Below are 22,377 nucleotides of genomic sequence, written 5' to 3'. Positions count from 1 at the left end.
CGTGCGGGGGCCCCAGCCAGCCCATCGGAAGTACGGGAAGAGATGTCCGCACCCAATAAGTCGTACGACCCAGTTGAGGTCGAGGCACTGAAACCGGAAGAGATCGAGCGCATGCGGGACGAGGCGCTCGCCGCCTTCGCCGCCGCAGACTCCCTCGAGGCGCTCGCCCACGCGAAGGTCGCGCACACCGGCGGCACCTCGCCCCTCTCCCTCGCCAACCGGGAGATCGGCGCGCTGCCCCCGCAGGCCAAGGCCGAGGCCGGCAAGCGCGTCGGCCAGGCCCGCGGCGCCGTCAGCAAGGCGCTCGCCGCCCGGCAGACGGAGCTCGAGGCCGAGCGCGACGCCCGGGTGCTCGTCGAGGAGGCGGTCGATGTCACGCTGCCCCACGACCGCGTCCCGGCCGGCGCCCGCCACCCGCTGACCACGCTCTCCGAGCGCATCGAGGACATCTTCGTGGCCATGGGCTACGAGGTCGCCGAAGGCCCCGAGGTCGAGACCGAGTGGCTGAACTTCGACGCGCTCAACATCGCCGCGGACCACCCGGCCCGGGGCGAGCACGACACGTTCTTCGTCCAGGGCGCCGGGGACGACGACTCGGGCGTCGTGCTGCGTACGCACACCTCGCCCGTGCAGGTCCGCTCGATGCTGGACCGCGAGCCCCCGCTGTACGTGATCTGCCCCGGCCGCGTGTACCGCACCGACGATCTGGACGCCACCCACACCCCGGTCTTCCACCAGGTCGAGCTGCTCGCCGTCGACGAGGGCCTGACCATGGCGGACCTCAAGGGCACCCTGGACCACATGGTGCAGGCGCTGTTCGGCGAGGGCATGAAGACCCGGCTGCGGCCGAACTTCTTCCCGTTCACCGAGCCGTCCGCCGAGATGGACATGGTCTGCTACGTGTGCCGCGGCGAGTCCGTCGGCAACCCGGACCGGCCCTGCCGTACCTGCTCCAGCGAGGGCTGGATCGAGCTCGGCGGCTGCGGCATGGTCAACCCGAAGGTGCTCACCGCCTGCGGCGTCGACCCCGCCAAGTACAGCGGATTCGCCTTCGGGTTCGGCATCGAGCGAATGCTGATGTTCCGCCACAACGTCGAAGACATGCGAGACATGGTCGAGGGTGACGTCCGGTTCACCCGGCCGTTCGGGATGGAGATCTGATGCGGGTCCCGCTTTCATGGCTGCGGGAGTACGTCGACCTGCCGGCGACGGAGACCGGCCGTGACGTCCAGGCCAAGCTCATCTCCGCCGGCCTCGAGGTCGAGAGGGTCGAGCAGCTCGGCGCCGGCATCAAGGGGCCCCTCGTCGTCGGCCAGGTGCTGACCATCGAGGAGCTGACGGAGTTCAAGAAGCCCATCCGCTTCTGCACCGTCGACGTCGGCCAGGCCAACGGCACAGGCGAGCCGCAGGAGATCGTCTGCGGCGCGCGCAACTTCTCCGTCGGCGACAAGGTCGTCGTGGTCCTCCCGGGCGCCGTACTGCCCGGTGACTTCGCGATCGCCGCGCGCAAGACGTACGGCAGGACCTCGCACGGCATGATCTGCTCCGGCGACGAGCTCGGCATGGGCGACGACGGCAGCGGCGGCATCATCGTGCTGCCGCCCGAGCACGAGGTCGGCACCGACGCGATCGAGCTCCTCGAGCTCGTCGACGATGTCCTCGACATCGCCGTCACCCCCGACCGGGGCTACGCGCTGTCGATGCGCGGCGTCGCCCGCGAGGCCGCCACCGCCTACGGCCTCGCGCTGCGCGACCCGGCGCTGCTCGACGTACCCGGGCCGAACTCCTACGGATACGTGGTCAAGGTCTCCGACCCGGTCGGCTGCGACCGCTTCACCGCGCGCACCGTCGTCGGCCTCGAGCCCGAGGCCCGCTCCCCGATCTGGCTGCAGCGCCGGCTGCAGAAGGCCGGGATGCGCCCGATCTCGCTCGCCGTCGACGTGTCCAACTACGTGATGCTCGAGCTCGGCCAGCCGCTGCACGCCTACGACCGCTCCCGCCTCGACGGCCCGATCGGGGTCCGCCGCGCCGAGCCCGGCGAGAGGCTCACCACCCTCGACGGGGTCAAGCGCGTCCTGGACGCCGAGGACCTGGTCATCACCGACAACCGCGGGCCGATCGGCCTCGCCGGCGTGATGGGCGGCGCCAACACCGAGATCGCGGACGCGACTCCCGACGAGGAGACCGGCCGGATCACGGGCACGACCGAGGTCGTCATCGAGGCCGCGCACTTCGACCCCGTCTCCATCGCCCGCACCGCGCGGCGCCACAAGCTGTCCTCCGAGGCGTCCAAGCGCTTCGAGCGCGGCGTGGACCCGCAGGCCGGGGCGGCTGCCGCGCAGCGCACCGTCGACCTGCTGGTGCTGCTCGCCGGCGGCACCGCCGAGGGCGGCGTCACCGAGGTCGTCGCACCGTCCGCGCCGCGTACGGTCACCATGCCGGCGGACCACCCGGACCGCGTCGCGGGCGTCGCCTACGGCCGCGAGACCGTCGTACGCCGCCTCCAGGAGGTCGGCTGCGACGTCTACGGGCAGGACGAGCTGGTCGTCACCGTCCCGTCCTGGCGTCCCGACCTCAGCGCGCCGAACGACCTTGCCGAAGAGGTCATCCGGCTCGAGGGGTACGAGAACCTCCCGTCCACGCTGCCCACGCCGCCGTCCGGCCGCGGTCTGACCGCGCGCCAGCGGCTGCACCGCAGGGTCGGCCGCGCGCTGGCGGGGGCCGGCTACGTCGAGGCGCCGACCTACCCGTTCATCGCCGAGAAGGTCTTCGACCAGCTCGGTCTGGACGCGGACGACGCCCGCCGCCGGGTCGTCAGGCTCGTCAACCCGCTGTCCGACGAGGAGCCGGCGCTGCGTACCACGCTGGTGCCCGGCCTGCTGGCCGCGCTGCGCCGCAACGACGGCCGCGGCAGCCACGACCTGGCGCTCTTCGAGACCGGTCTGGTCTTCCGGCCGACCGGCGAGGAGAAGCCGGCTGCGGTGCTGCCCGTCGAGCGCCGCCCCACCGACGCGGAGATCGCCGGGCTGGACGCCGCGCTGCCGCACCAGCCGCGCCGAGCCGCCGTCGTCCTCGCGGGCGCGCGCGAGCAGGGCGGCTGGTGGGGCAAGGGCCGCCCTGCCGACTGGGCGGACGCCGTCGAGGCGGGCCGGCTGCTCGGCCGCGAGTCGGGCGTCGAACTGACCGTGCGGGCCGACCAGCACGCGCCGTGGCACCCCGGCCGCTGCGCCGCGCTGTTCGCGACGGTGGACGGCGAGGAGACCCTCGTCGGCCACGCCGGCGAGCTGCATCCGCGGGTGGTCAAGGAGCTGCACCTGCCCGAGCGGACCTGCGCCATGGAGATCGAGCTCGATCTGCTGGAGCGGGCCGCGGCGGGGGCCGTCGTCCAGGCGCCGCGGATCTCCACCTTCCCGGTGGCCACCCAGGACGTCGCCCTGGTCGTGGCCGAGGACGTGCCCGCCGCCGATGTGGAGGCCGCCCTGCGCGAGGGCGCCGGCGAACTGCTCGAGTCCATGCGGCTGTTCGACGTCTTCACCGGCGAGCAGCTGGGCGAGGGCAAGAAGTCCCTGGCATACGCGCTGCGGTTCCGTGCCACGGACCGCACGCTGACCGTCGAGGAGGCCTCGGCAGCCCGTGACGCCGCGGTCGCGCTCGCTGCCGAGCGCACCGGGGCGGTGCTGCGGGGGGCCTGACCGCCTGCCCGAACGGCCTGAAAGGGGCGCACCCGGACACCGGGCGCGCCCCTTTCGCGTCGGCGCGGGCGGGACGTCGCGCATGCCGGGCGTCATGTCCGACGGACGTCGGCGGGCGTCGGTGGGGTCCCGGGCCGTCCCATGGCGCGCATCCTGTGTGCGCCCCCTTCGCCTTTCGGCGGGCGCTCCCTGGCGCCCCCGGCATCGGGCATGCCCGGCGCATGCCGGGCGTCGGTGGATCCTGGGACCCCGTTGGGCCGGCCGTGCCCCCGACGCCACGGCGCGCATCCCTGCGCGCCCCCTACGCCCCGGCGGACGGGCAAGACGGCCGCCGCGCGGCGGGCCGGTCGTCCGACCGACGCGCCCCGCGCGGGCCCCGGCGTATGTGAGCGCCTTCCCGCGCCCTGGCGAGCCCATGGCCCCCACCTCACTCATCCGGGTGAGAAAAGGTGGCTTTGTTCAAGTGGCTCCCGGGCGGTCGAAAGAATCATCTCGGCCGCCACGCGCGGGCCTGCGCGTCGGGCAGGGCCTATGAGGGGACCATCCGCATGATCCGTATCAGGTCTGGGGGCCCTTGGCCGGCCTCGAGGTGGGCGAGGGCCGCACCGGCCGGCATCTCACGGATCCGGCCACTGCTGCCCGTGATCCTCGCGGCCGGCTGGGGCAGCGCCGCGCTTGCGTGGCGGATCGCCTACAGCCCCGAGGAGCCCGAGAGCCCGGGGCGTCGCATCGCCACCTCAGCCGTCTTCTTCACCGTCGGCGGCGGCCTGGTCCTCGGCAGCAGGTGTGGACTGAAACGGGAGTTGAAGAGCGTACGGGCGGTCGCCGAGGCGGCCCAACGGGTCCTGCTGCGACCGCTGCCGCCGCGTCTGGACGGACTGGTCGTCGCCGCCCGCCAGCTCTCCGCCCACCCGGGAGCCACCGTCGGCGGTGATCTGTACGAGGCGGTGGCCACCCCGTACGGGGTGCGCGTCGTCATCGGGGACGTACGCGGCCATGGTCTCGCGGGGCTCGGTGCGGTCGCAGCGGTGCTCGGCAGCTTCCGTGAAGCGGCCCATGACGAGCCCGAACTCGGCGGCGTACTGCGCAGACTGGACCGGGCGATCCAGCGGCATCTGCGGGAGCGGGCGCGCGAGGAGCATCCGGCGTCCGGCGGGCCGCAGCCCGACTGCCCGGCGGCGGAGGAGTTCGTCACCGTCCTGCTTCTCGAGATCGCCGCGGACGGCGGCGTACTGGCGCTCAACTGCGGCCATCCATGGCCTTATCGGCTCGGCCGCAGCCCGGAGCCGCTCGCCACCGCCGTACCGCTGCCGCCGCTCGGCCTGTTCCCGCTTCCGTCCGAACTGCCCGTCCGGCGGTGTGCCCAACTGCTCCCCGGTCAGGCGCTGTTCCTCTACACCGACGGAGCCGCGGACGCCCGGGACGCGACGGGTGGATTCTTCGGTCTGGAGGCCGTCCTCGCCGATGCCGTGCTCGATCCGCCCGTCTCGCCCGCCGCCGTGATCGCCACGGTGCACGCGCAGTTGCTGCGGCACACCGGTGGCCGGATCTCCGACGACGCGGCTCTGCTGGTGCTGCGCAACGACCGCTCGCGGGTGCCGGCGCAGTCCGCGGAAACCGCCCTGCGCCGTACCCGACCGCAACCCTCCAATCGATAGCCGTCCGCAGCCATGCGCAGCGTCCGGCAGGAGTGGGACTGCCGGCGCGCGGCCGGCGCGCCGCCTGCCTTGCCGCGGAGTGTCGGGCAGATCAGCAAGGCAGACGACGCGATCAGGGCCGCCGTACTGTACGAGGGGGAGCCGACGGCCCGGCCGCCTCTGTGAGAGGCCCTTCAGTGAACCGGTGTGCGCCCCGCGGCGGCAGCGTACGCAAGGCACAGAAAAGGGCACTTGTTTCACACCCCGTGCGAATCGCCCTCTACTACGCTGAGCGGACCGAGTCACCGGAGGGGGCCCATGCAGCCCAACACCCTGCTCGACGCGCTGCTCGACGAAGCAGGCATCTCCCACGCCGGACTTGCCGCCCGCGTCAACCTCGCGGGCCGGGCCAGGGGACTGTCGCTGCGGTACGAACACACGGCCGTGGCACGCTGGTTGAAGGGGCAGCGGCCACGGGGCCAGGTACCCGACCTGATCTGTGAGGTGTTCGCGGGCCGACTGCACCGGATGGTCACCCTCGGCGACATCGGCCTGGGTGCACCGGACCAGTCGGCGGCGCCGGCCGGCTCCTCGCTCTCGGGCTTCGTGGATCGCGCCACCGCCCTGTGGCGCTCCGACGAGCAGCAACGGCCGCATATCGTCGGAGCACCCGCGGTCACCGGCACCCCGGCCGTGATGCCGGTATGGGAGTGGGAGAATCCGCCGGAGGACGCGGATGTGTCGCGCAGCGGCCACACCCGGGTCAGCATGGCCGACATCAAGATGCTGCGGTCCGCGCGGGCGCACTACGAGCTGATGTACCGCAAGGCGGGCGGTATCGCCATCCGCGCTCGTATCGTCCGCTTCCTCAACGCGGAGGCCGCGCCCTTGCTGCGCGGCGGCTACAGCGACGCGCTGGGCCGCCAACTGCACCGCGCCACGGGCGGTCTGGTGGCGGTGGCGGGTATCTGCGCGTACGACTCCGATGCGCACGGACTCGCCCAGCGCTACTTCCATCAGGCGCTGCGGCTGGCAAAGGCCAGCGGTGACCGGGGACTTGGCGCCTATGTGATTGCGCTGCTGGTCAACCAGTCGCTTCATATGGGCGAGCACCGGCAGGCGGTGGCTTTCGCGGAGGCGGCGCTGCGCGCCGCCGGTCACCAGATCACCCCGGCGCTGACCACCGACCTGTACGCGATGCAGGCGAAGGCGTACGCGCACCTGGGTGACGGCAGCAGCGCCCTGAGATGCATCCGCTGCGCGGAGTCGGAGGCGGAGCGGATCCGTCCGGGCCACGAGCCGGACGAGACCGGGTACGTCCAGCCGGGCCTGGTCAATGTCCAGGTCGCCGAAGCGCTGCTCAGTCTCGGTGATCTGCCGGCGGCCCGGGAGCACGCGGCGGCCGCCGTCGGCGTCCCCGCCCACGACCGCGGCCGGGTGCACCGGCTCGCCATGCTCAGCCAGATCGAGATACGCCAGGGAGAGATGGACCGGGCGGCGCGGACGGCGGCCGCGATGGTGGAGCGGGCGCGCGGGATGGAGTCACAGCGGCTGCGCGACCGCCTTCGTGCCGTGCGCCAGAGCCTCGCGGCGAGCGGATCCGCCGATGCCGAGGAGGCGGCCGAGCTCATCGACGGGGCGCTGCGCGTTCCCCTCTGACCGCACGCCTGCTGCGATATTGCCATCTACTTGTCGGAAGGTGGCAGAAACGTGCAGTGGATGAACTTAAGCGAACAAACTGTGTACGAGAACCGCTGGTTCAGGGTCAATCTCGCGGATGTCGCGCTGCCCGACGGCCGGCATCTGGACCACTTCCTGATCCGGCTGCGTCCGGTCGCCGTCGCGACCGCGGTCAACGAGGCCAACGAGGTGCTGCTGCTGTGGCGGCACCGCTTCATCACCGACAGCTGGGGCTGGGAGCTCGCCGCGGGTGTCGTCGAGGACGGCGAGGACATCGCTGACGCCGCCGCCCGCGAGATGGAGGAGGAGACCGGCTGGCGTCCCGGCCCCCTCCGGCATCTGCTGACCGTCGAGCCGTCCAACGGACTCACCGACGCACGGCACCATCTCTACGTCGCCGACGACGCCACGTACATCGGCCACCCCCAGGACGACTTCGAGTCGTCCCGCCGGGAGTGGATTCCGCTGAAGCTGGTGCCCGACATGATCGCCCGCGGCGAGGTCCCGGCCGCCAACATGGCGGCCGGGCTGCTGATGCTGCACCATCTGCGGCTGGGCTGACGCGCTCGCCGCGTGCTCTGCCGCGACCGGACGCCCTCGCCGGGCTACCGGCCCATCGCCTGCCACACCGTGACCGCCAGCGCCCCGAGCGCGGTCAGTGCGGCGACGGCGGGAAGCGGCCACCGGGCGTGCTCGAGCGCGCCCACGCGCGCGGCCAGATCGGTCAGGTCCCGGTCGATCCGGCCGTTGCGCTGTGCGAGCAGTGCCAGTTGTCCGTCGATCCGGGCGAGGCCGACGTCGAGGCTGCGGCGCAGTTCGGCGAACTCTTCGACGACGACTAAATGATCAGGGTCGGTGGATGTCACGGAAGTCGCTCCTGTTCGGGTGGTGTACGGCGGACCCTTGACTGAGCGGGTCCGAGTCAACCCTCCCTGGTCGAGAAGCGGGAGCGTGTGCGCATGGCATATGCGAGCACGCCCCGCGCGCCCCGTGTGAATCAGAAGCGAAGGCCCGCGGGCGTCACTGGAGCGGGCCCGCTGGTGTCAGGAGTAGGGGTAGAAGCCGGAGCCGGTCTTGCGCCCGAGCCGGCCCGCGTCCACCATCCGCTGCAGCAGCGGGGGCGCGGCGTACAGCGGCTCCTTGAACTCGGCGTACATGCTGTCCGCGACCGAGGCGACCGTGTCCAGGCCGATCAGGTCGGAGAGCTTCAGCGGGCCCATCGGGTGGGCACACCCCATCTCCATGCCGTTGTCGATGTCCTCGCGGCTGGCGATGCCCGACTCGAACATCCGGATCGCCGAGAGCAGATACGGGATGAGCAGCGCGTTCACCACGAAGCCCGAGCGGTCCTGGGCGCGGATGGGGTGCTTTCCGAGCACCTGCTGCACCACGGCCTCGGACCGCTTGATGGTCTCCTCGGACGTGGTCAGCGCCGGGATCAGCTCCACCAGCTTCTGGACCGGAGCCGGGTTGAAGAAGTGGATGCCGATGACCTGGTCGGGGCGGGAGGTCGCGACAGCCAGCTTCACCAGCGGGATCGAGGAGGTGTTGGAGGCGAGGATTGCGTCCGGGCGGGTCACCACCTGGTCCAGGATCTGGAAGATCTCCGTCTTGACCTGCTCGTTCTCCACGACGGCCTCGACGACGAGATCGCGGTCGGCGAACTCCCCGAGGTCGGTGGTGAAGGTGAGGCGCTCCAGGGTCGCGTCGCGCTCCGCCTCGGTGATCTTGCCGCGCTCGGCGGCCTTGGACAGGGAGTTGTGCAGCCGGGTGCGGCCGATCTCCAGGGCCTCGCCCGTGGTCTCGGCAACCTTCACCTCGAGGCCGCTTCTGGCGCAGACCTCGGCGATGCCTGCGCCCATCTGGCCGCAGCCCACCACTCCGATGCGTGCAATGTCGGCGATGGAGTCCGTCACCTCGTGCCTTTCGCTGGTCTTCGTGCGGCAGGTCCCCCGTATGGTTCCGGCGCCCGCCCGACCCCAAGACGTTACTCCGGAAGTATGCGTGTCCGGCCGCCAGGGGCGGGCATGCTGTGCGGACACGGACGGTTACGGCTGCGTACATCGAGTGGGCAGGGGTCGGCGAAATGGGACGCATCGGGCGAAGAGGTTTTGTGGTGGCGGCGGCGGGGGCACTGGCCGCACTGGCGGCCGGGGACGCGGCCGCCGCGGCCGACGGGCCGGTGGCCGCCCGTGCGCGCAGAGGTGCCCCGCGTCCGGAGTTCCGCGGGATGTGGCTCGCCACCGTCGGCAACCGCGACTGGCCGTCCGTGCCCGGCCTCACCGCCCAGGCACAGCGCGCCGAACTGCTCGCCCATCTCGACAGCGCGGTGGCCCGCCGACTGAACGTGGTGATCCTCCAGGTCCGGCCGACGGCGGACGCGCTGTGGCCCTCGCCGTACGAACCCTGGAGCCAGTACCTCAGCGGCGTACAGGGCAAGGACCCCGGCTGGGACCCGCTCGGCGCAGCGGTCAGCGAGGCCCACAAGCGCGGTCTGCAGCTGCACGCCTGGTTCAACCCCTACCGGGTCGCGAACCACACCGACCTCTCACGGCTGGTCCCGAACCACCCCGCGCGGCTGCATCCCGAGTGGGTCCTGCCCTACGGCGGCAAGTTGTACTACAACCCCGGTATCCCCGAGGTCCGCCGCTTCGTCCAGGTCGCGATGATGGATGCCGTAAGCCGCTACGACATCGACGCGGTCCACTTCGACGACTACTTCTACCCGTATCCGGTCGCGGGGCAGGTCTTCGACGACGACGCCACCTATGCCCGCTACGGCGCGGGGTTCACCGACAAGGCCGCCTGGCGGCGCAGCAACATCGACCGCCTGGTCGGGGAGATGGCCGCCCGTATCACCCGGGCCAAGCGCGGCGTCCGCTTCGGGATCAGCCCTTTCGGTGTGTGGCGCAACAAGGCCACCGACCCGCTCGGCTCGGAGACCTCCGCCGGCGTACAGGCCTACGACGATCTGCACGCCGACACCCGTAAGTGGGTCCGGGAGGGCTGGATCGACTACATCGTCCCGCAGGTCTACTGGAACATCGCCTTCCCGGCGGCCGACTACGCGGCGCTGGTCCCCTGGTGGGCGGGCGTCGCCCAGGGGACGGGCGTCGATCTGTACATCGGCGAAGCCCTCTACAAGGCCGGGGCGCCCGGCCAGCCCGCACCGTGGCAGGACCCCAAGGAGCTGTCCAGGCATCTCACCCTGGCCCGGAGGTACCCGCCCGTGCGCGGGCACTGCTTCTTCTCGGCGAAGGAGGTCATGACGGATCCAACCGGGGCGATGGCGCAAGTGGTCACGGACCACTATCCGACCCGGGTGCAACCGCCGAGCTGAGTCAGCTCTTCTCGTGGTGTTGGACGACGGTGTCCGGGCCCGGGGACATCAGCGCCTCGTGGCCGTCCTGGAAGCGGACGCGATACGGGGGACTGCCCTTGGTGCCCAGCACTTCGACGACTTCGGCGATCTTGTCGTGCTGACCCACGATCCTGCCGTGCACCAGCAGCGTGTCGCCCACGCTTGCTTCCATGGGGAGTGACCTCCTCGAAGCGATGTGGTGGTCCGTGCCTGCATCCGAGTCTACGGCCGGGGGCGCGAGTTGCACCTTCTCGTGCCTCAGCTGCGGGCGCGCTGGGTGGCGGCGATGCAGACGAGCACCGCGACGGCGGCGAGCGGGGCGGCGGGGGAGAGCCGCTCGCCCAGCAGGGTCAGCGACCAGACCAGGGTGAGCAGCGGCTGGGCCAACTGGAGCTGGCTTGCCCTGGCGATCCCGATCTGCGCCATTCCCCGGTACCAGACGTACAGGCCGAAGAAGGTCGAACCGGCCGCGACCCACACCAGGCCGATCACACCGTGCACGCTCATGTGCACCGGTTCGAAGGACAGCGCGACGGCCGATCCGGCGAGGGAGAGGGGCAGGCAGAGCATCAGGGCCCAGCCGATCACCTGCCAGCCCGGCATCACGGCGGCCAGCCGGCCGCCCTCGGTGTAACCCGCGGCGCAGACCAGCAGCGCACCGAAGAGATACAGGTCGCCGGCGTGCAGGGCGCCCCCGCTCTGCCGCACGGTGAAGGCGATCACCACGCCCGCCCCGGCGAGTGCCGCGAACCAGAAGGTGCGGGAAGGCCGGCGTCCTGTGCGCAGGGCCGCGTAGGCGGCGGTGGTCAAGGGCAGCAGTCCGACCACGACGGCTGCATGCGAGGAGGTGGAGGTCTGCAGGGCGAGCGTCGTCAGGAGCGGGAAGCCCACGACCACACCGCCGCCGACGACGGCCAGTGCGACCCAGTGGCTGCGGTCGGGGACCGGTACGGGCAGTGCCAGCAGAAACCCGCCCGCGACCAGCGCGGCGAGCACGCTGCGCACCGTAACCAGGGACCAGGGGCCGAAGCTCTCCAGGCCCCAGACCGTGGACGGAAAGGTCAGCGAGAAGGCGACGACGCCCAGCGCGGCCAGAAGGGTGCCGCTGCTGACCGCTATCGAAGTGGTGGGGGTAGCGCTATCCTGTACCGTCATGCAAGAGCGTAGCAGTGTGGATGAACTGGCGAACTCTCTGAAAGAGGAGCTCAACCGCTACTCGCCTGGTGGAAAGCTGCCGTCGAGCCGTGAACTCGTCGAGCGCTTCCGGGTCTCCCCGGTGACCGTCTCCCGCGCCCTCGCCCAGCTTGCTGCCGAGGGGCTGGTCGTCACCCGCCCCGGCGCCGGCTCCTACCGCGCCCGGCCCCGCACCGCGACCCCGGCCGCCGGGGACACCTCCTGGCAGGAGGTCAGCCTCAGCGCCGACGCCGCGGCCGAGGTGGTGCCGCGTGCGGTCGACGCCTCCGGCGTACTGGTGACCCTCGCCGCGCCCCCCGCGGGCGTCATCGAGTTCAACGGCGGCTATCTGCATCCCTCGCTGCAACCGGAACGAGCCATGGCGGCCGCGCTGGCCCGTGCCGGACGCCGCCCCGGAGCGTGGGGGCGGCCACCGATCGACGGGCTGCCCGAACTGCGCGAGTGGTTCGCCCGCGGACTCGGCGACACCGTCACCGCTGCCGACGTACTGGTCACCGCGGGCGGTCAGTCCGCGCTCACCACCGCCCTGCGCGCTCTCGCGCCGCCCGGCGCACCCGTCCTCGTCGAATCGCCCACCTATCCGGGCATGCTCGCCATCGCCCGCGCCGCGGGCCTGCGGCCGGTGCCCGTCCCGGTGGACCCCGACGGGGTACGCCCCGAGCTGCTCGCCGCCGCCTTCCGGGCCACCGGCGCACGGGTGTTCGTCTGCCAGCCGCTGTTCCAGAACCCGACCGGTGCCGTCCTCACTCCCGAACGACGCCCCGAGGTGCTGCGGATCGCCCGCGAAGCCGGAGCCTTTGTCGTCGAGGACGACTTCGCCCGCCGCCTGGTCCACGAGGACGCGGGCCCCCTGCCCAGCCCGCTCGCCGCCGACGACCCCGACGGGGTGGTCGTCCATGTCAGCTCGCTCACCAAGGCGACCTCGCCCAGCCTGCGGGTGGGGATGCTCGCCGCCCGCGGCCCCGTCCTGGAACGGCTGCGCGCCATCCAGGTCGTCGACAATTTCTTCGTCCCCCGCCCGCTCCAGGAAGCCGCCCTGGAACTGGTCGGCGCCCCGTCCTGGACGCGCCATCTGCGCACGGTGGCCGGCGAGCTGAAGACCCGCCGGGACACCATGACCACCGCGCTGCGGCTGCACCTGCCCGAGCTGTCCCTGCCGCACATCCCCTCCGGCGGGTATCACCTGTGGCTGCGCCTCCCCGACACCATGGACGAATCGGACCTCGTCGCCGCGGCCCTACGGGCGGATGTCGCTGTCGCCCCCGGCCGCGCCTACTTCTGCGCCGAACCCCCGGCCGGCCACATCCGGTTGAGCTTCGCGGGCGTGGCGGGCCCGGCCGAGACCGCGGAGGGGGTCCGCAGACTGCGCACGGCCTGCGACGAGATGCCGGCCTGACCCCAGGACCGGCGGAAACGACGGTGACAACGGGTGTCCGGCGTGCGAGCCTCACGCCATGAGCGAGACGACCCACGGCCCTTACACCATCTCGACCGATCCCGGCCGCCTCGACGCGGCCCGGGTCCACCACTGGCTCTCGAGCGACGCCTACTGGGCGCTCGGCCGCAGCCGGGAGAAGCAGGACCTCGCCATCGCCGGATCGCTCAACTTCGGTGCGTACGCCACGGCTTCGGGCGAACAGGTCGCCTATGCGCGCGTCATCACGGACGGGGCCACATTCGCCTACCTCTGCGACGTCTACGTCGCCCCGCCCGCCCGGGGCACCGGTCTCGGTACCGCCCTCGTCGCGGCCGTGCGCGACCACCTGGCGCCGCTCGGGCTGAACCGGATCATGCTCACCACGGACGATGCTCACGGTGTGTACGAGAAGGTCGGTTTCCAGGTGCTCGGCAACCCCGAAGACTGGCTGCAGATCGCCTTCAAGTGACTCTTGACCTGGGCGGCATTCCCCTTCACCATCACGCCATGAGTGTGAGGGTCACGTTGGTCGCCGCCGCGCGCAGCTCCTCGCTGCTCGCCGAGCGGTTCGACGACGACCGACCGCTCGACCTGGCGGGATGGCAGGGAGTGCGGCATGCCGCGCATGCCCTCGTACCGCTGAGCAGCGCTGAGCTGCGGTACTGCTCCCCGACCCCCCGCTGCCGGGAGACCGGCGAGGCACTCGGCCTCTTTCCCATGGCCCAGCCCGCCCTGCGGGACTGCGACATGGGCCGCTGGCGCGGGTTCACACTGTCCGAGGTGACCGCCCGCGAGCCGGCCGCTGTCGACGCATGGTTCGCCGACCCGCGCTCGGCCCCGCACGGCGGTGAGCCTCTGCTGGCGTTCATCGGCCGCATAGGGAGCTGGCTCGACACCCGCCCCGCCGACGACGGCGGCACCATCGTCGCCGTGGCCGAACCCGCCGTCGTGCGGGCGGCCCTGGTGTACGCGCTGAGACTGCCGCCCGCCACCTACTGGGCGGTGGACGTGCGCCCGCTCTCGACGGTGACCCTCACCGGGCTCTCCGGCCACTGGAGCCTGCGCCTGGATGCGGCGGCGTGACGCACCGGCCGTGCGACCTCACGCGGCCGTCCCCACCACCCGCTCGGGCGTGATGCGGATGACGATCCGTACGACCTCCGGCGGCAGCTCCAGGTACTCCTCGCCCGCACCGGGGCCCTCGTACTGCTCCGCCAGCTGAGCCGCGAGCGTGCGTTTCGTGTCCTCGGTGACGGACGCGATCCCGCGGATCTCCACGTACCGCAGCGGGTCGTCACGGTCGTACACGGTCACGCTCACCCGCGGGTCGGCCGCGATGTTCCGGTCCTTGCGCCGGCCCGCCTCGGACGACACGACCAGGTCGTCGCCGTCCCTGGTGACCCGGACCACGGAGGTCTGGGGGCTGCCGTCGGGGAGGACGGTGGCCGGCACCGCGGGGTGGGGCGCATCGAGCAGGCGACGGGCGCCCGCACTGAGGGAGACAGACATGCCCGACAGCCTAACCCCCCTTCACCACATGGCTGTTGGCGCTCCGGACGGCTCCCGCGGGCTACGGATCCAGGAGGCCGTCCCGCCTGCCGCGCAGAAAGGCGACCTCCGCCGCGTTGCCCGCGCGTCCGATCGCCGCGTCGTACTCCGCCACCGCCTCCGCGCCGCGACCCAGGCGGACCAGCAGATCGGCGCGGACCGCATGGAAGACATGGAAGCCTTCGAGCCCCGGGCCGAGACCGTCGACCAGCTCGAGCGCGGCGGCCGGGCCCTCGACCTCCGCCACCGCCACCGCGCGGTTGAGCGCCACGACCGGGCTGGGTGCGATCGCCGTCAACTGGTCGTACAGCCGCAGGATCTGCCCCCAGTCCGTCTCCGCCACGCTCGCGGCATCGCTGTGCACGGCGCTGATCGCCGCCTGGATCTGATACGGCCCCGGCCGCCCTCGCCGCAGGCACCGCCGCACCAGCGCCTGCCCCTCGCCGATCAGGCCGGCATCCCACCGGCCCCGGTCCTGGTCGGCCAGCAGCACCGCTTCGCCGTCCGGACCCGTACGGGCCGCGCGGCGGGACTCGGTGAGCAGCATCAGCGCGAGCAGCCCGGTCACCTCGGGCTCGTCCGGCATGAGGCGGGCCAGCAGCCGTCCGAGCCGCAGCGCCTCGGCGCACAGCTCCTCGCGCACCAGCCGGTCGCCCGAGCCCGCCGCGTACCCCTCGTTGAAGATCAGATAGATCACGGCGAGCACTGCGGGCAGCCGGTCGGGCAGTTCGGCCTCACCGGGCACCCGGTAGGGGATCCGCGCATCCCGGATCTTGCCCTTGGCGCGGACCAGACGCTGTGCCATGGCCGGCTCGGTCACCAGGAACGCCCGGGCGATCTCCGCGGTGGTGAGCCCGCCGAGGAGCCGCAACGTCAGGGCGACGCGAGCGGCCGGGGCGAGCGCCGGGTGACAGCACGTGAAGATCAGACGCAGCCGGTCGTCGCGCACCGGTCCCTCCTCTGCCGCATCGTCGCGCGCGTGCAGCAGGGCGGCCTGCGCGTGGCGGTCCGCCCGGGACGCCTCCCTGCGCAGGCGGTCGATCGCCCGGTTGCGCCCGGTGGTGATGATCCACCCCGCTGGGCTCGGCGGCAGTCCGGTCGAGGGCCACCGCTCGAGCGCCCGGGTGAAGGCGTCCTGCACCGCCTCCTCGGCGATGTCGATGTCACCGAAGACACGGACCAGCACGGCCACCGCGCGGCCGTACTCCTCACGGAAGACGCGCTCCATCGCCGCTGCGGAGACCGCGGGCACATCGGATGTCATCCGCTGCTTCCGTGCTGCTGCAGCGGCCTCACCTCGATCGGGAGGGTGATCGCCCGCGCCAGCTTCCGGCCCCACTCGAGCGCTGCGTCGAGATCGGGCGCCCGGATGACGGTGAAGCCCCCGAGGTGCTCCTTGCCCTCGACGTAGGGGCCGTCCGTCATCAGCACCTCGTCGTCCTTCAGCTTCAGCACGGTGGCCGTGTCCGGCGCGTGCAGGCCTCCGGCGAACACCCAGGCGCCGGCTTCCCGGAGCTCGGTGCTCACTGCCTCGACGTCTCGCATGATCGGATCGAGCACATCGGGTGGCGGCGGTTCCCCGTCCGGCTGGTAGATGCTGAGCAGGTACATCTGCATGATGTTCCTCCTTCGCGGGACGGCGTCCTTGCGTCCCTGTCTCACTCTCCATACGAACGGCTTCCCAGCGGAACGACAGCCACCGGAAATCGACGAGGACAGAAATCCGGAGAGCGCCGGCATCGCGGAGGGGCCAGATCATGCAGGGACGGCGCGGGCGCCCGGCGCAATCGTGCGTCGGTCGCCCGTGAGGCGTCATCGTGAAGACCCGTACGCGGCCCTACGTGCTGCCCTGCGTCAGGACAGCCGCGCAGCGCGGCTTCGGGGCCCATGCCCCTCTCCGCTTCGCCGGGTGCGCTGCCAGGAACTCACGGACGCGCCGCCACCGGGGGCTACGACCTGCGGCGAGGCTTGCCGCGTTTGCCGCCCTTGGGGCCGCCGGTCCCGCTCCGCGGGCTCTTGCCGGTCGACTTGCCGGCTGCGGGCGTCCGCCGTGCGCCGCCCGTATCGGGGCGTTGGCGCTTCGGCTGTGCCGGGGTCGGGCGTCCTCGTGAGCTGTTGACGGTCCGGCCGCGGACGATCCCGATGAACTGCTCCACCAGGTCGGTGGTCTCCTCCTGCGGCCATGACAGCGCGATGCGCGACTCGGGGGCGTCCGAGACCGGCCGATACGTGAGGTCCTTGCGGTGGTGCAGGCGGGCGAGCGACTGCGGGACGACGAGCAGCCCCACTCCTGCCGCCACCAGTTCCACGGCGTCCGCCGTCGTGGTGGGGCGCTCGTTCGCGGGCTGCCCCGGCCGACGCTCCCATTCGAGGGTGTCGTCGAGGGGATGCAGCACGATGTCGTCGGCAAGATCCTCGGCGGACACCTCGTCGACAGCCGCCACGATGTGATCCTTCGGGACCACGACCACCGTCGTCTCGGTGTAGAGAGGGATCGCGCTGAGGTCGTCCGGCCGGTCGATCGGCAACCGCACGAAACCCGCGTCCGCGCCACCGTCGAGCAGCACTCCTGTCGCTTCGGCGGCGGTCACCGCGACGAGGGTCAGTGGGACGCCGGGCAGCCGCTCGTTCCAGATCCGCACCCACTTGGTCGGCGTCACACCCGGGACATACGCGAGCCGGAACGAAGGGGGTACTTCCGAGCCTGTCACGCCGCCAGGCTACCGCTCGTGGTCGGAGGTATCGCACACGCTCGCTACCCTTGACACCATGACGTCGCACCAGACCACCCAGACCATGAAGCCCGCAACCGCGGCCAAGAAGCTGGGTGTGTACCTCCAGGCCACGCCCGCCGAGTTCCAGGAGGGTGTCGTCTCGCGCAACGAGCTGAGTGCGCTGCAGGCCGATCCGCCGCAGTGGCTGCTGGACCTGCGACGCAACGGCCCGCACCCCCGGCCGGTGGTCGCGGCGAAGCTCGGCGTCTCCATCGCAGGTCTCGCGCGTGGTGGAGTCACGGACGCCCTCACCACGGAGCAGATCGACGCATTGAAGGCGGATCCGCCGGAGTGGCTGCAGCAAGAACGCGCCACCCAGGCCGAGGTCCGCAAGGAAGCGGTGCGCATCAAGGAGAAGAACGCGGCTGAGGGCGATCGACCGCGTTCCTGACGCCGCTCACCTGCGAGCCGCCATCGTTCCTGACCAGGGGCCCTTCTGACCGCGAGGCGAGCGCGGTACGGCTCCACGTGTGCTGCCGGCGAACGGGAACCGCTGGTCCCCGCGGCGCATCTTCACGGGCGTCGTCGGCCCGGCGTGCAGGGGCCAGCGATTCCGGGCCATCAGGGGGATGCGGGATGTTTGCTGCGGGTGAGGCGTTCGGGCTGGTCTTCGGCTCGGTCGGGCTGCTCTTTGCGGCCTTCGGGATCGTGATGATCGTCTTCATGGTGCGCAAGGCCTCGGAGCACAGACGGACGTTGCGGGAGGGGCTCGTGGCGGAGGCCCGGTGTCTGGAGACGTTCGTGGTGCACCACCGCTCTGCGGAGGGCGGCGGGCACAGCCAGCGGCGTCTGATCCTCGGGTTCCGGACATCCGAGGGGCGGGATGTGCGGGCCGAGATCGCCTCGGATGTGTCGTATGTGGTCGGGGACATCGTGCCCGTGCGCTATCTGCCGGAGCGGCCGGAGCGGGCGGTCCCGGCAGAGACGTCGCCCGGCCTGGGGGTCGGCTCGTACCTTGCCGGCGGGGTGCTGGTGCTCTTCACATGCGTGGGGCTCTTCTTCGCCGCGACGGGCTTCGGACTGAGCGCGTTCATGGACGGGCCGGCCGATGACGGCGGGACCACTCCCGATTCGGGCGAGTACTGGACCACTGAGCCCTAGCCGGCTGGTTCCGTCCTTCGGTGTCCCTGGGGCAGACCGGTCGCCCGTCGACTCGTACGTCCAGATGGTGGCGGTGCCGCGGCCGCCGCGACGCGTCACAGGGGCATCCTGCCCGGACCGCGGTCGAATGGCGCGTGGATTTCGGGGTCGACGCGTTCCCGGCGGCGCCCGGCCACGTACTAGTGCCGCCCGTCGGTCCGACGGAGGTGCAGGATCACTGATCGCGCAGACGGGCCTCCGCCGCCGTGCGATGCTGGTGCGCATGACCCTGGAGGACCTCGTACGGCTGCGCCGCGCCCGGGACATGATGGACCGCGACTACGCGCGGCCGCTGGACGTTCCGGCGCTGGCGAACGTCGCCCTCATGTCGCCCGGGCACTTCTCCCGCAGCTTCCGTGCCGCCTTCGGGGAGACGCCCTACAGCTATCTGATGACCCGCCGTGTCGAGCGCGCGAAGGCGCTGCTGCGGCGAGGCGACATGAGCGTGACGGAGGTCTGCTTCGCGGTCGGATGCACCTCGCTGGGGTCGTTCAGCTCGCGCTTCAGCGAGCTGGTCGGCGAAACCCCCAGCGCCTACCGGGCCCGCCGCCACGATGACGGCGCCGCGATCCCGGCGTGCGTCGCCAAGATCCTCACGAGACCGGTCAGGATCGGAGAAGCCAAATCCGCCGCCGCCTCGTAGCGTCGACGGCATGAACATCAAGCTCGCACAGTGCTTCATCGCAGTGGACGACCATGACAAGGCGCTCGCCTTCTACCGCGACATCCTCGGCCTGGAGGTACGCAACGACGTCGCGTTCGAGGGGATGCGCTGGGTGACCGTCGGCTCACCCGCGCAGCCGGACGTGGAGATCGTCCTCGAACCGCCGCTCGCCAACCCCAACGCCTCGCCGGCCGACAGGCAGGCGATGGCGGAACTGCTGGCCAAGGGCATGCTGCGCGGAGTGATCTTCTCCACCGACGACTGCGACGCCACCTTCGAACGCATCCGGGCCGCCGGCGGGGAGGTGTTGCAGGAGCCGATCGACCAGCCGTACGGCGTCCGCGACTGCGCCTTCCGCGACCCGGCCGGCAACATGCTCCGCTTCACCCAGCCCCTCAAGCGGTAAGGACCGCCTGCGGTCGGGTCCCGGCCCAGGGCTGTGGAGCGCTCCGGCTCCTGGGCGGCGCAGGCGATCCAGCCCCTCCGGGCGGACGGCGGGGGAACGCCCAGGCCCCGCTGCGCCGGATCGCGCTGCCCGCATTACCGGGCATCGAGGTGCACCTCAGGACGAGTCGGTGCACCCCAGGGGCAGCGTGAAGCACACCGCTTGGTCCGCGTCATGTTCCATGAGGCGGTCGCGCGTGGCACCGTCACGGCCCGGACCCCGGTGATCGCCCTCAGCGGTGGCGCGCGGTCGCCGTCGTGGGGTCGCGCCGTCCTGGCCGCCACCACCGACCAGGTGGGCAGCGCCCGTTGCCGGGATCGCGCCGACGGAGGAGAACCAGACGTTACGCTCGGAGCCGGTCGGATCGAGCCAGGCGACGCCGACGGAGACCGCGAAGGCGGCCCCGCCTCACAGATGGAGACACGATGAGCATGGCCACGAGGACGGACGCGCAGTCGCCTGCGCCGCACGTTGCCGACAGCCACGATCTGATCCGCGTGCACGGCGCGCGCGTGAACAACCTCAAGGACGTCAGCATCGAGATCCCGAAGCGCCGGCTGACGGTGTTCACCGGTGTCTCCGGCTCGGGCAAGAGCTCGCTGGTGTTCGACACGATCGCCGCGGAGTCGCAGCGGCTGATCAACGAGACCTACAGCGCCTTCGTGCAGGGCTTCATGCCGACGCTGGCGCGGCCCGAGGTCGACGTCCTCGACGGGCTGACCACCGCGATCAGCGTCGACCAGCAGCGGATGGGCGGCGACCCCCGCTCCACCGTCGGCACCGCCACGGACGCCAACGCGATGCTGCGCATCCTCTTCAGCCGGCTCGGCGAGCCGCACATCGGTCCGCCCAGCGCGTACTCCTTCAACACCGCCTCGGTCCGGGCGAGCGGCGGGATCACCGTCGAACGCGGTACCGCCAAGACCAAGACCGTGAAGGCGACCTTCAACCGCATCGGCGGCATGTGCACGAACTGCGAAGGCCGTGGCACCCTCTCCGACATCGACCTCACCCAGCTCTACGACGACTCCAAGTCGATCGCCGAGGGCGCGTTCACCATCCCCGGCTGGAAGTCGGACAACGTGTGGACCGTGGGGATCTACGCCGAGTCGGGGTTCCTCGACCCGAACAAGCCGATCCGCAGGTACACCAAGAAGGAGATGCAGGACTTCCTTTACCGCGAGCCGACCAAGGTGAAGGTCAACGGCGTCAACCTCACCTACGAGGGGCTGATCCCCAAGATCCAGAAGTCGTTCCTGTCCAAGGACAAGGAGGCGATGCAGCCGCATATCCGGGCGTTCGTGGAGCGGGCGGTCACCTTCACCACCTGCCCCGAGTGCGAGGGCACCCGGCTCAGCGAGGGCGCGCGGTCGTCGAAGATCGAGAAGATCAGCATCGCCGACGCCTGCGCGATGGAGATCCGCGACCTGGCCGAGTGGGTCCGCGGACTGAAGGAGCCCTCGGTGACGCCGTTGCTCACCGCGCTGCAGGGCACCCTCGACTCGTTCACGGAGATCGGCCTGGGGTACCTCTCGCTCGACCGGCCGGCGGGCACGCTCTCCGGCGGTGAGGCGCAGCGCGTCAAGATGATCCGCCACCTCGGCTCCTCGCTCACCGACGTCACTTATGTCTTCGACGAGCCGACCATCGGTCTGCACCCGCACGACATCCAGCGGATGAACGACCTGTTGCTGCGGCTGCGGGACAAGGGCAACACGGTGCTCGTCGTGGAGCACAAGCCGGAGGCGATCGCGATCGCCGACCACATCGTGGACCTCGGCCCGGGCGCCGGTACGGGGGGCGGCACCGTCTGCTTCGAGGGCACCGTCGAGGGGCTGCGGGCGAGCGACACCGTCACCGGCCGCCATCTCGACGACCGGGCCACCCTCAAGGAAACGGTGCGCACGCCCACCGGGACGCTGGAGATCCGCGGCGCGACGGCGAACAACCTGCGCGATGTCGACGTCGACATCCCGCTCGGGGTGCTGACCGTGGTCACCGGCGTCGCCGGATCCGGCAAGAGCTCGCTCGTGCACGGCTCGGTCCCCGCGGGCGCGGGTGTGGTGTCGGTCGACCAGAGCCCGATCCGCGGCTCCAGGCGGAGCAACCCGGCCACCTACACCGGGCTGCTCGACCCGATCCGAAAGGCGTTCGCGAAGGTCAACGGCGTGAAGCCGGCACTGTTCAGCGCCAACTCCGAGGGCGCCTGCCCCACCTGCAACGGCGCCGGCGTCATCTACACCGACCTGGCGATGATGGCCGGTGTCGCCACCCCCTGCGAGGACTGCGAGGGGAAGCGGTTCCAGGCATCGGTGCTGGAGTACCACCTCGGCGGCCGCGACATCAGCGAGGTGCTCGCGATGTCGGTGACCGAGGCCGAGGAGTTCTTCGGCGATGGTGAGGCGCGCACACCGGCGGCGCACAAGATCCTCGAACGGCTCGCCGACGTCGGGCTCGGCTACCTCACCCTCGGCCAGCCGCTCACCACGCTGTCCGGCGGCGAGCGGCAGCGGCTCAAGCTGGCGACCCACATGGCCGAGAAGGGCGGCGTCTACGTCCTCGACGAGCCGACCACCGGCCTGCACCTCGCCGACGTCGAGCAGCTGCTCGGCCTGCTCGACGGGCTCGTCGACTCCGGCAAGTCGGTCATCGTCATCGAGCACCACCAGGCGGTCATGGCACACGCCGACTGGATCATCGACCTCGGCCCCGGCGCCGGCCACGACGGCGGCCTGGTCGTCTTCGAGGGCACACCCGCCGACCTCGTCGCCGCCCGTTCCACCCTCACCGGTGAGCACCTCGCGGCCTACGTCGGCACCTGACCG

The 22,377-nt window shown here is 71.6% G+C and carries 22 protein-coding genes; 14 read left to right on the top strand and 8 right to left on the bottom strand.

The window, feature by feature from the left end; all coding sequences use genetic code 11:
* The first annotated feature begins 42 nt into the window (after positions 1-42).
* The 5 genes from pheS (at position 43) to ACFYWI_RS19020 (ending at position 7,570) form a co-directional block, all read left to right on the top strand.
* Positions 43-1,161 (top strand): phenylalanine--tRNA ligase subunit alpha, encoded by a 1,119-nt coding sequence (gene pheS, locus ACFYWI_RS19040; RefSeq protein WP_389233251.1) that lies wholly within the window; start codon positions 43-45, stop codon positions 1,159-1,161.
* Entirely contained in the window at positions 1,161-3,692 is a 2,532-nt protein-coding gene (gene pheT / locus ACFYWI_RS19035; protein WP_389233247.1) for a phenylalanine--tRNA ligase subunit beta, read from the top strand. The genes pheS and pheT overlap by 1 nt, the downstream gene beginning before the upstream one ends.
* Positions 3,693-4,240: 548 nt before the next feature.
* The gene (locus ACFYWI_RS19030; protein WP_389233244.1) at positions 4,241-5,350 is read left to right on the top strand and encodes a PP2C family protein-serine/threonine phosphatase; all 1,110 of its coding nucleotides are present in this window, start codon (positions 4,241-4,243) and stop codon (positions 5,348-5,350) included.
* A 297-nt stretch (positions 5,351-5,647) separates the two neighbouring features.
* Complete coding sequence (locus ACFYWI_RS19025) at positions 5,648-6,988, top strand: transcriptional regulator (RefSeq protein WP_389233241.1); 1,341 nt, start codon at positions 5,648-5,650, stop codon at positions 6,986-6,988.
* 60 nt (positions 6,989-7,048) lie between these two features.
* Positions 7,049-7,570, top strand: coding sequence for an NUDIX hydrolase (locus ACFYWI_RS19020; RefSeq protein WP_389233238.1), 522 nt, complete (start codon positions 7,049-7,051; stop codon positions 7,568-7,570).
* Between the two features lie 44 nt (positions 7,571-7,614).
* Here ACFYWI_RS19020 and ACFYWI_RS19015 read toward each other — a convergent pair whose 3' ends face one another.
* Together ACFYWI_RS19015 and ACFYWI_RS19010 are read right to left on the bottom strand one after the other, a co-directional pair.
* Entirely contained in the window at positions 7,615-7,875 is a 261-nt protein-coding gene (locus tag ACFYWI_RS19015; RefSeq protein WP_389233235.1) for a hypothetical protein, read from the bottom strand.
* A 177-nt stretch (positions 7,876-8,052) separates the two neighbouring features.
* Positions 8,053-8,913 (bottom strand): 3-hydroxybutyryl-CoA dehydrogenase, encoded by an 861-nt coding sequence (locus ACFYWI_RS19010; RefSeq protein ID WP_389233477.1) that lies wholly within the window; start codon positions 8,911-8,913, stop codon positions 8,053-8,055.
* A 182-nt stretch (positions 8,914-9,095) separates the two neighbouring features.
* Between ACFYWI_RS19010 and ACFYWI_RS19005 the strand changes: the two genes are divergently transcribed.
* Positions 9,096-10,349, top strand: coding sequence for a glycoside hydrolase family 10 protein (locus ACFYWI_RS19005; RefSeq protein WP_389233232.1), 1,254 nt, complete (start codon positions 9,096-9,098; stop codon positions 10,347-10,349).
* A 1-nt stretch (position 10,350) separates the two neighbouring features.
* Here the strand turns inward: ACFYWI_RS19005 and ACFYWI_RS19000 are convergent, their stop codons facing one another.
* Positions 10,351-10,542, bottom strand: a complete 192-nt coding sequence (locus ACFYWI_RS19000) for a DUF1918 domain-containing protein (RefSeq protein WP_389233228.1) — start codon at positions 10,540-10,542, stop codon at positions 10,351-10,353.
* An 86-nt stretch (positions 10,543-10,628) separates the two neighbouring features.
* Positions 10,629-11,525 (bottom strand): DMT family transporter, encoded by an 897-nt coding sequence (locus ACFYWI_RS18995; RefSeq protein WP_389233225.1) that lies wholly within the window; start codon positions 11,523-11,525, stop codon positions 10,629-10,631.
* Here ACFYWI_RS18995 and ACFYWI_RS18990 point away from each other — a divergent pair.
* The 3 genes from ACFYWI_RS18990 to ACFYWI_RS18980 are packed head-to-tail and all read left to right on the top strand — an operon-like array spanning position 11,524 to position 14,064.
* Positions 11,524-12,960, top strand: coding sequence for a PLP-dependent aminotransferase family protein (locus ACFYWI_RS18990; protein WP_389233222.1), 1,437 nt, complete (start codon positions 11,524-11,526; stop codon positions 12,958-12,960). The two genes, ACFYWI_RS18995 and ACFYWI_RS18990, sit on opposite strands and share 2 nt — an antisense overlap.
* 58 nt (positions 12,961-13,018) lie before the next feature.
* The gene (locus ACFYWI_RS18985; protein WP_389233219.1) at positions 13,019-13,450 is read left to right on the top strand and encodes a GNAT family N-acetyltransferase; all 432 of its coding nucleotides are present in this window, start codon (positions 13,019-13,021) and stop codon (positions 13,448-13,450) included.
* Positions 13,451-13,488: 38 nt separating this feature from the next.
* Positions 13,489-14,064: a histidine phosphatase family protein gene (locus ACFYWI_RS18980; protein ID WP_389233216.1), complete on the top strand. Its 576-nt coding sequence runs from the start codon at positions 13,489-13,491 to the stop codon at positions 14,062-14,064.
* An 18-nt stretch (positions 14,065-14,082) separates the two neighbouring features.
* Here the strand turns inward: ACFYWI_RS18980 and ACFYWI_RS18975 are convergent, their stop codons facing one another.
* From ACFYWI_RS18975 to ACFYWI_RS18960, 4 genes are all read right to left on the bottom strand, one after another.
* Positions 14,083-14,490, bottom strand: coding sequence for a PPOX class F420-dependent oxidoreductase (locus ACFYWI_RS18975; RefSeq protein WP_389233213.1), 408 nt, complete (start codon positions 14,488-14,490; stop codon positions 14,083-14,085).
* Between the two features lie 61 nt (positions 14,491-14,551).
* Positions 14,552-15,793, bottom strand: a complete 1,242-nt coding sequence (locus ACFYWI_RS18970; protein WP_389233210.1) for an RNA polymerase sigma factor — start codon at positions 15,791-15,793, stop codon at positions 14,552-14,554.
* Positions 15,790-16,146 carry a YciI family protein gene (locus ACFYWI_RS18965; RefSeq protein ID WP_389233207.1) on the bottom strand — a complete coding sequence of 119 codons (357 nt, stop codon included), beginning with the start codon at positions 16,144-16,146 and terminating at the stop codon, positions 15,790-15,792. Before ACFYWI_RS18965 ends, ACFYWI_RS18970 begins: the two co-directional genes overlap by 4 nt.
* Before the next feature lie 332 nt (positions 16,147-16,478).
* Positions 16,479-17,240 (bottom strand): LysR family substrate-binding domain-containing protein, encoded by a 762-nt coding sequence (locus tag ACFYWI_RS18960; RefSeq protein WP_389233204.1) that lies wholly within the window; start codon positions 17,238-17,240, stop codon positions 16,479-16,481.
* A gap of 58 nt (positions 17,241-17,298) precedes the next feature.
* Between ACFYWI_RS18960 and ACFYWI_RS18955 the strand changes: the two genes are divergently transcribed.
* The 5 genes from ACFYWI_RS18955 to ACFYWI_RS18935 all read left to right on the top strand — a co-directional run bounded on the left by ACFYWI_RS18955 (position 17,299) and on the right by ACFYWI_RS18935 (position 22,374).
* Positions 17,299-17,694: a DUF5997 family protein gene (locus ACFYWI_RS18955; RefSeq protein ID WP_389233201.1), complete on the top strand. Its 396-nt coding sequence runs from the start codon at positions 17,299-17,301 to the stop codon at positions 17,692-17,694.
* A gap of 185 nt (positions 17,695-17,879) precedes the next feature.
* The gene (locus tag ACFYWI_RS18950) at positions 17,880-18,404 is read left to right on the top strand and encodes a DUF3592 domain-containing protein (RefSeq protein WP_389233198.1); all 525 of its coding nucleotides are present in this window, start codon (positions 17,880-17,882) and stop codon (positions 18,402-18,404) included.
* Between the two features lie 262 nt (positions 18,405-18,666).
* Positions 18,667-19,086 (top strand): helix-turn-helix domain-containing protein, encoded by a 420-nt coding sequence (locus ACFYWI_RS18945; protein WP_389233195.1) that lies wholly within the window; start codon positions 18,667-18,669, stop codon positions 19,084-19,086.
* A 10-nt stretch (positions 19,087-19,096) separates the two neighbouring features.
* Positions 19,097-19,513 (top strand): VOC family protein, encoded by a 417-nt coding sequence (locus ACFYWI_RS18940; RefSeq protein ID WP_389233192.1) that lies wholly within the window; start codon positions 19,097-19,099, stop codon positions 19,511-19,513.
* Positions 19,514-19,977: 464 nt separating this feature from the next.
* Entirely contained in the window at positions 19,978-22,374 is a 2,397-nt protein-coding gene (locus ACFYWI_RS18935; protein ID WP_389233189.1) for an ATP-binding cassette domain-containing protein, read from the top strand.
* Positions 22,375-22,377 lie beyond the last annotated feature (3 nt).

This window comes from Streptomyces sp. NPDC002889 (assembly GCF_042888425.1).
Taxonomy (GTDB): Bacteria; Actinomycetota; Actinomycetes; order Streptomycetales; family Streptomycetaceae; genus Streptomyces.
The sequence above is the reverse complement of the archived record's forward strand: the minus strand, read 5'-3'. Positions and strand labels throughout refer to the sequence as shown.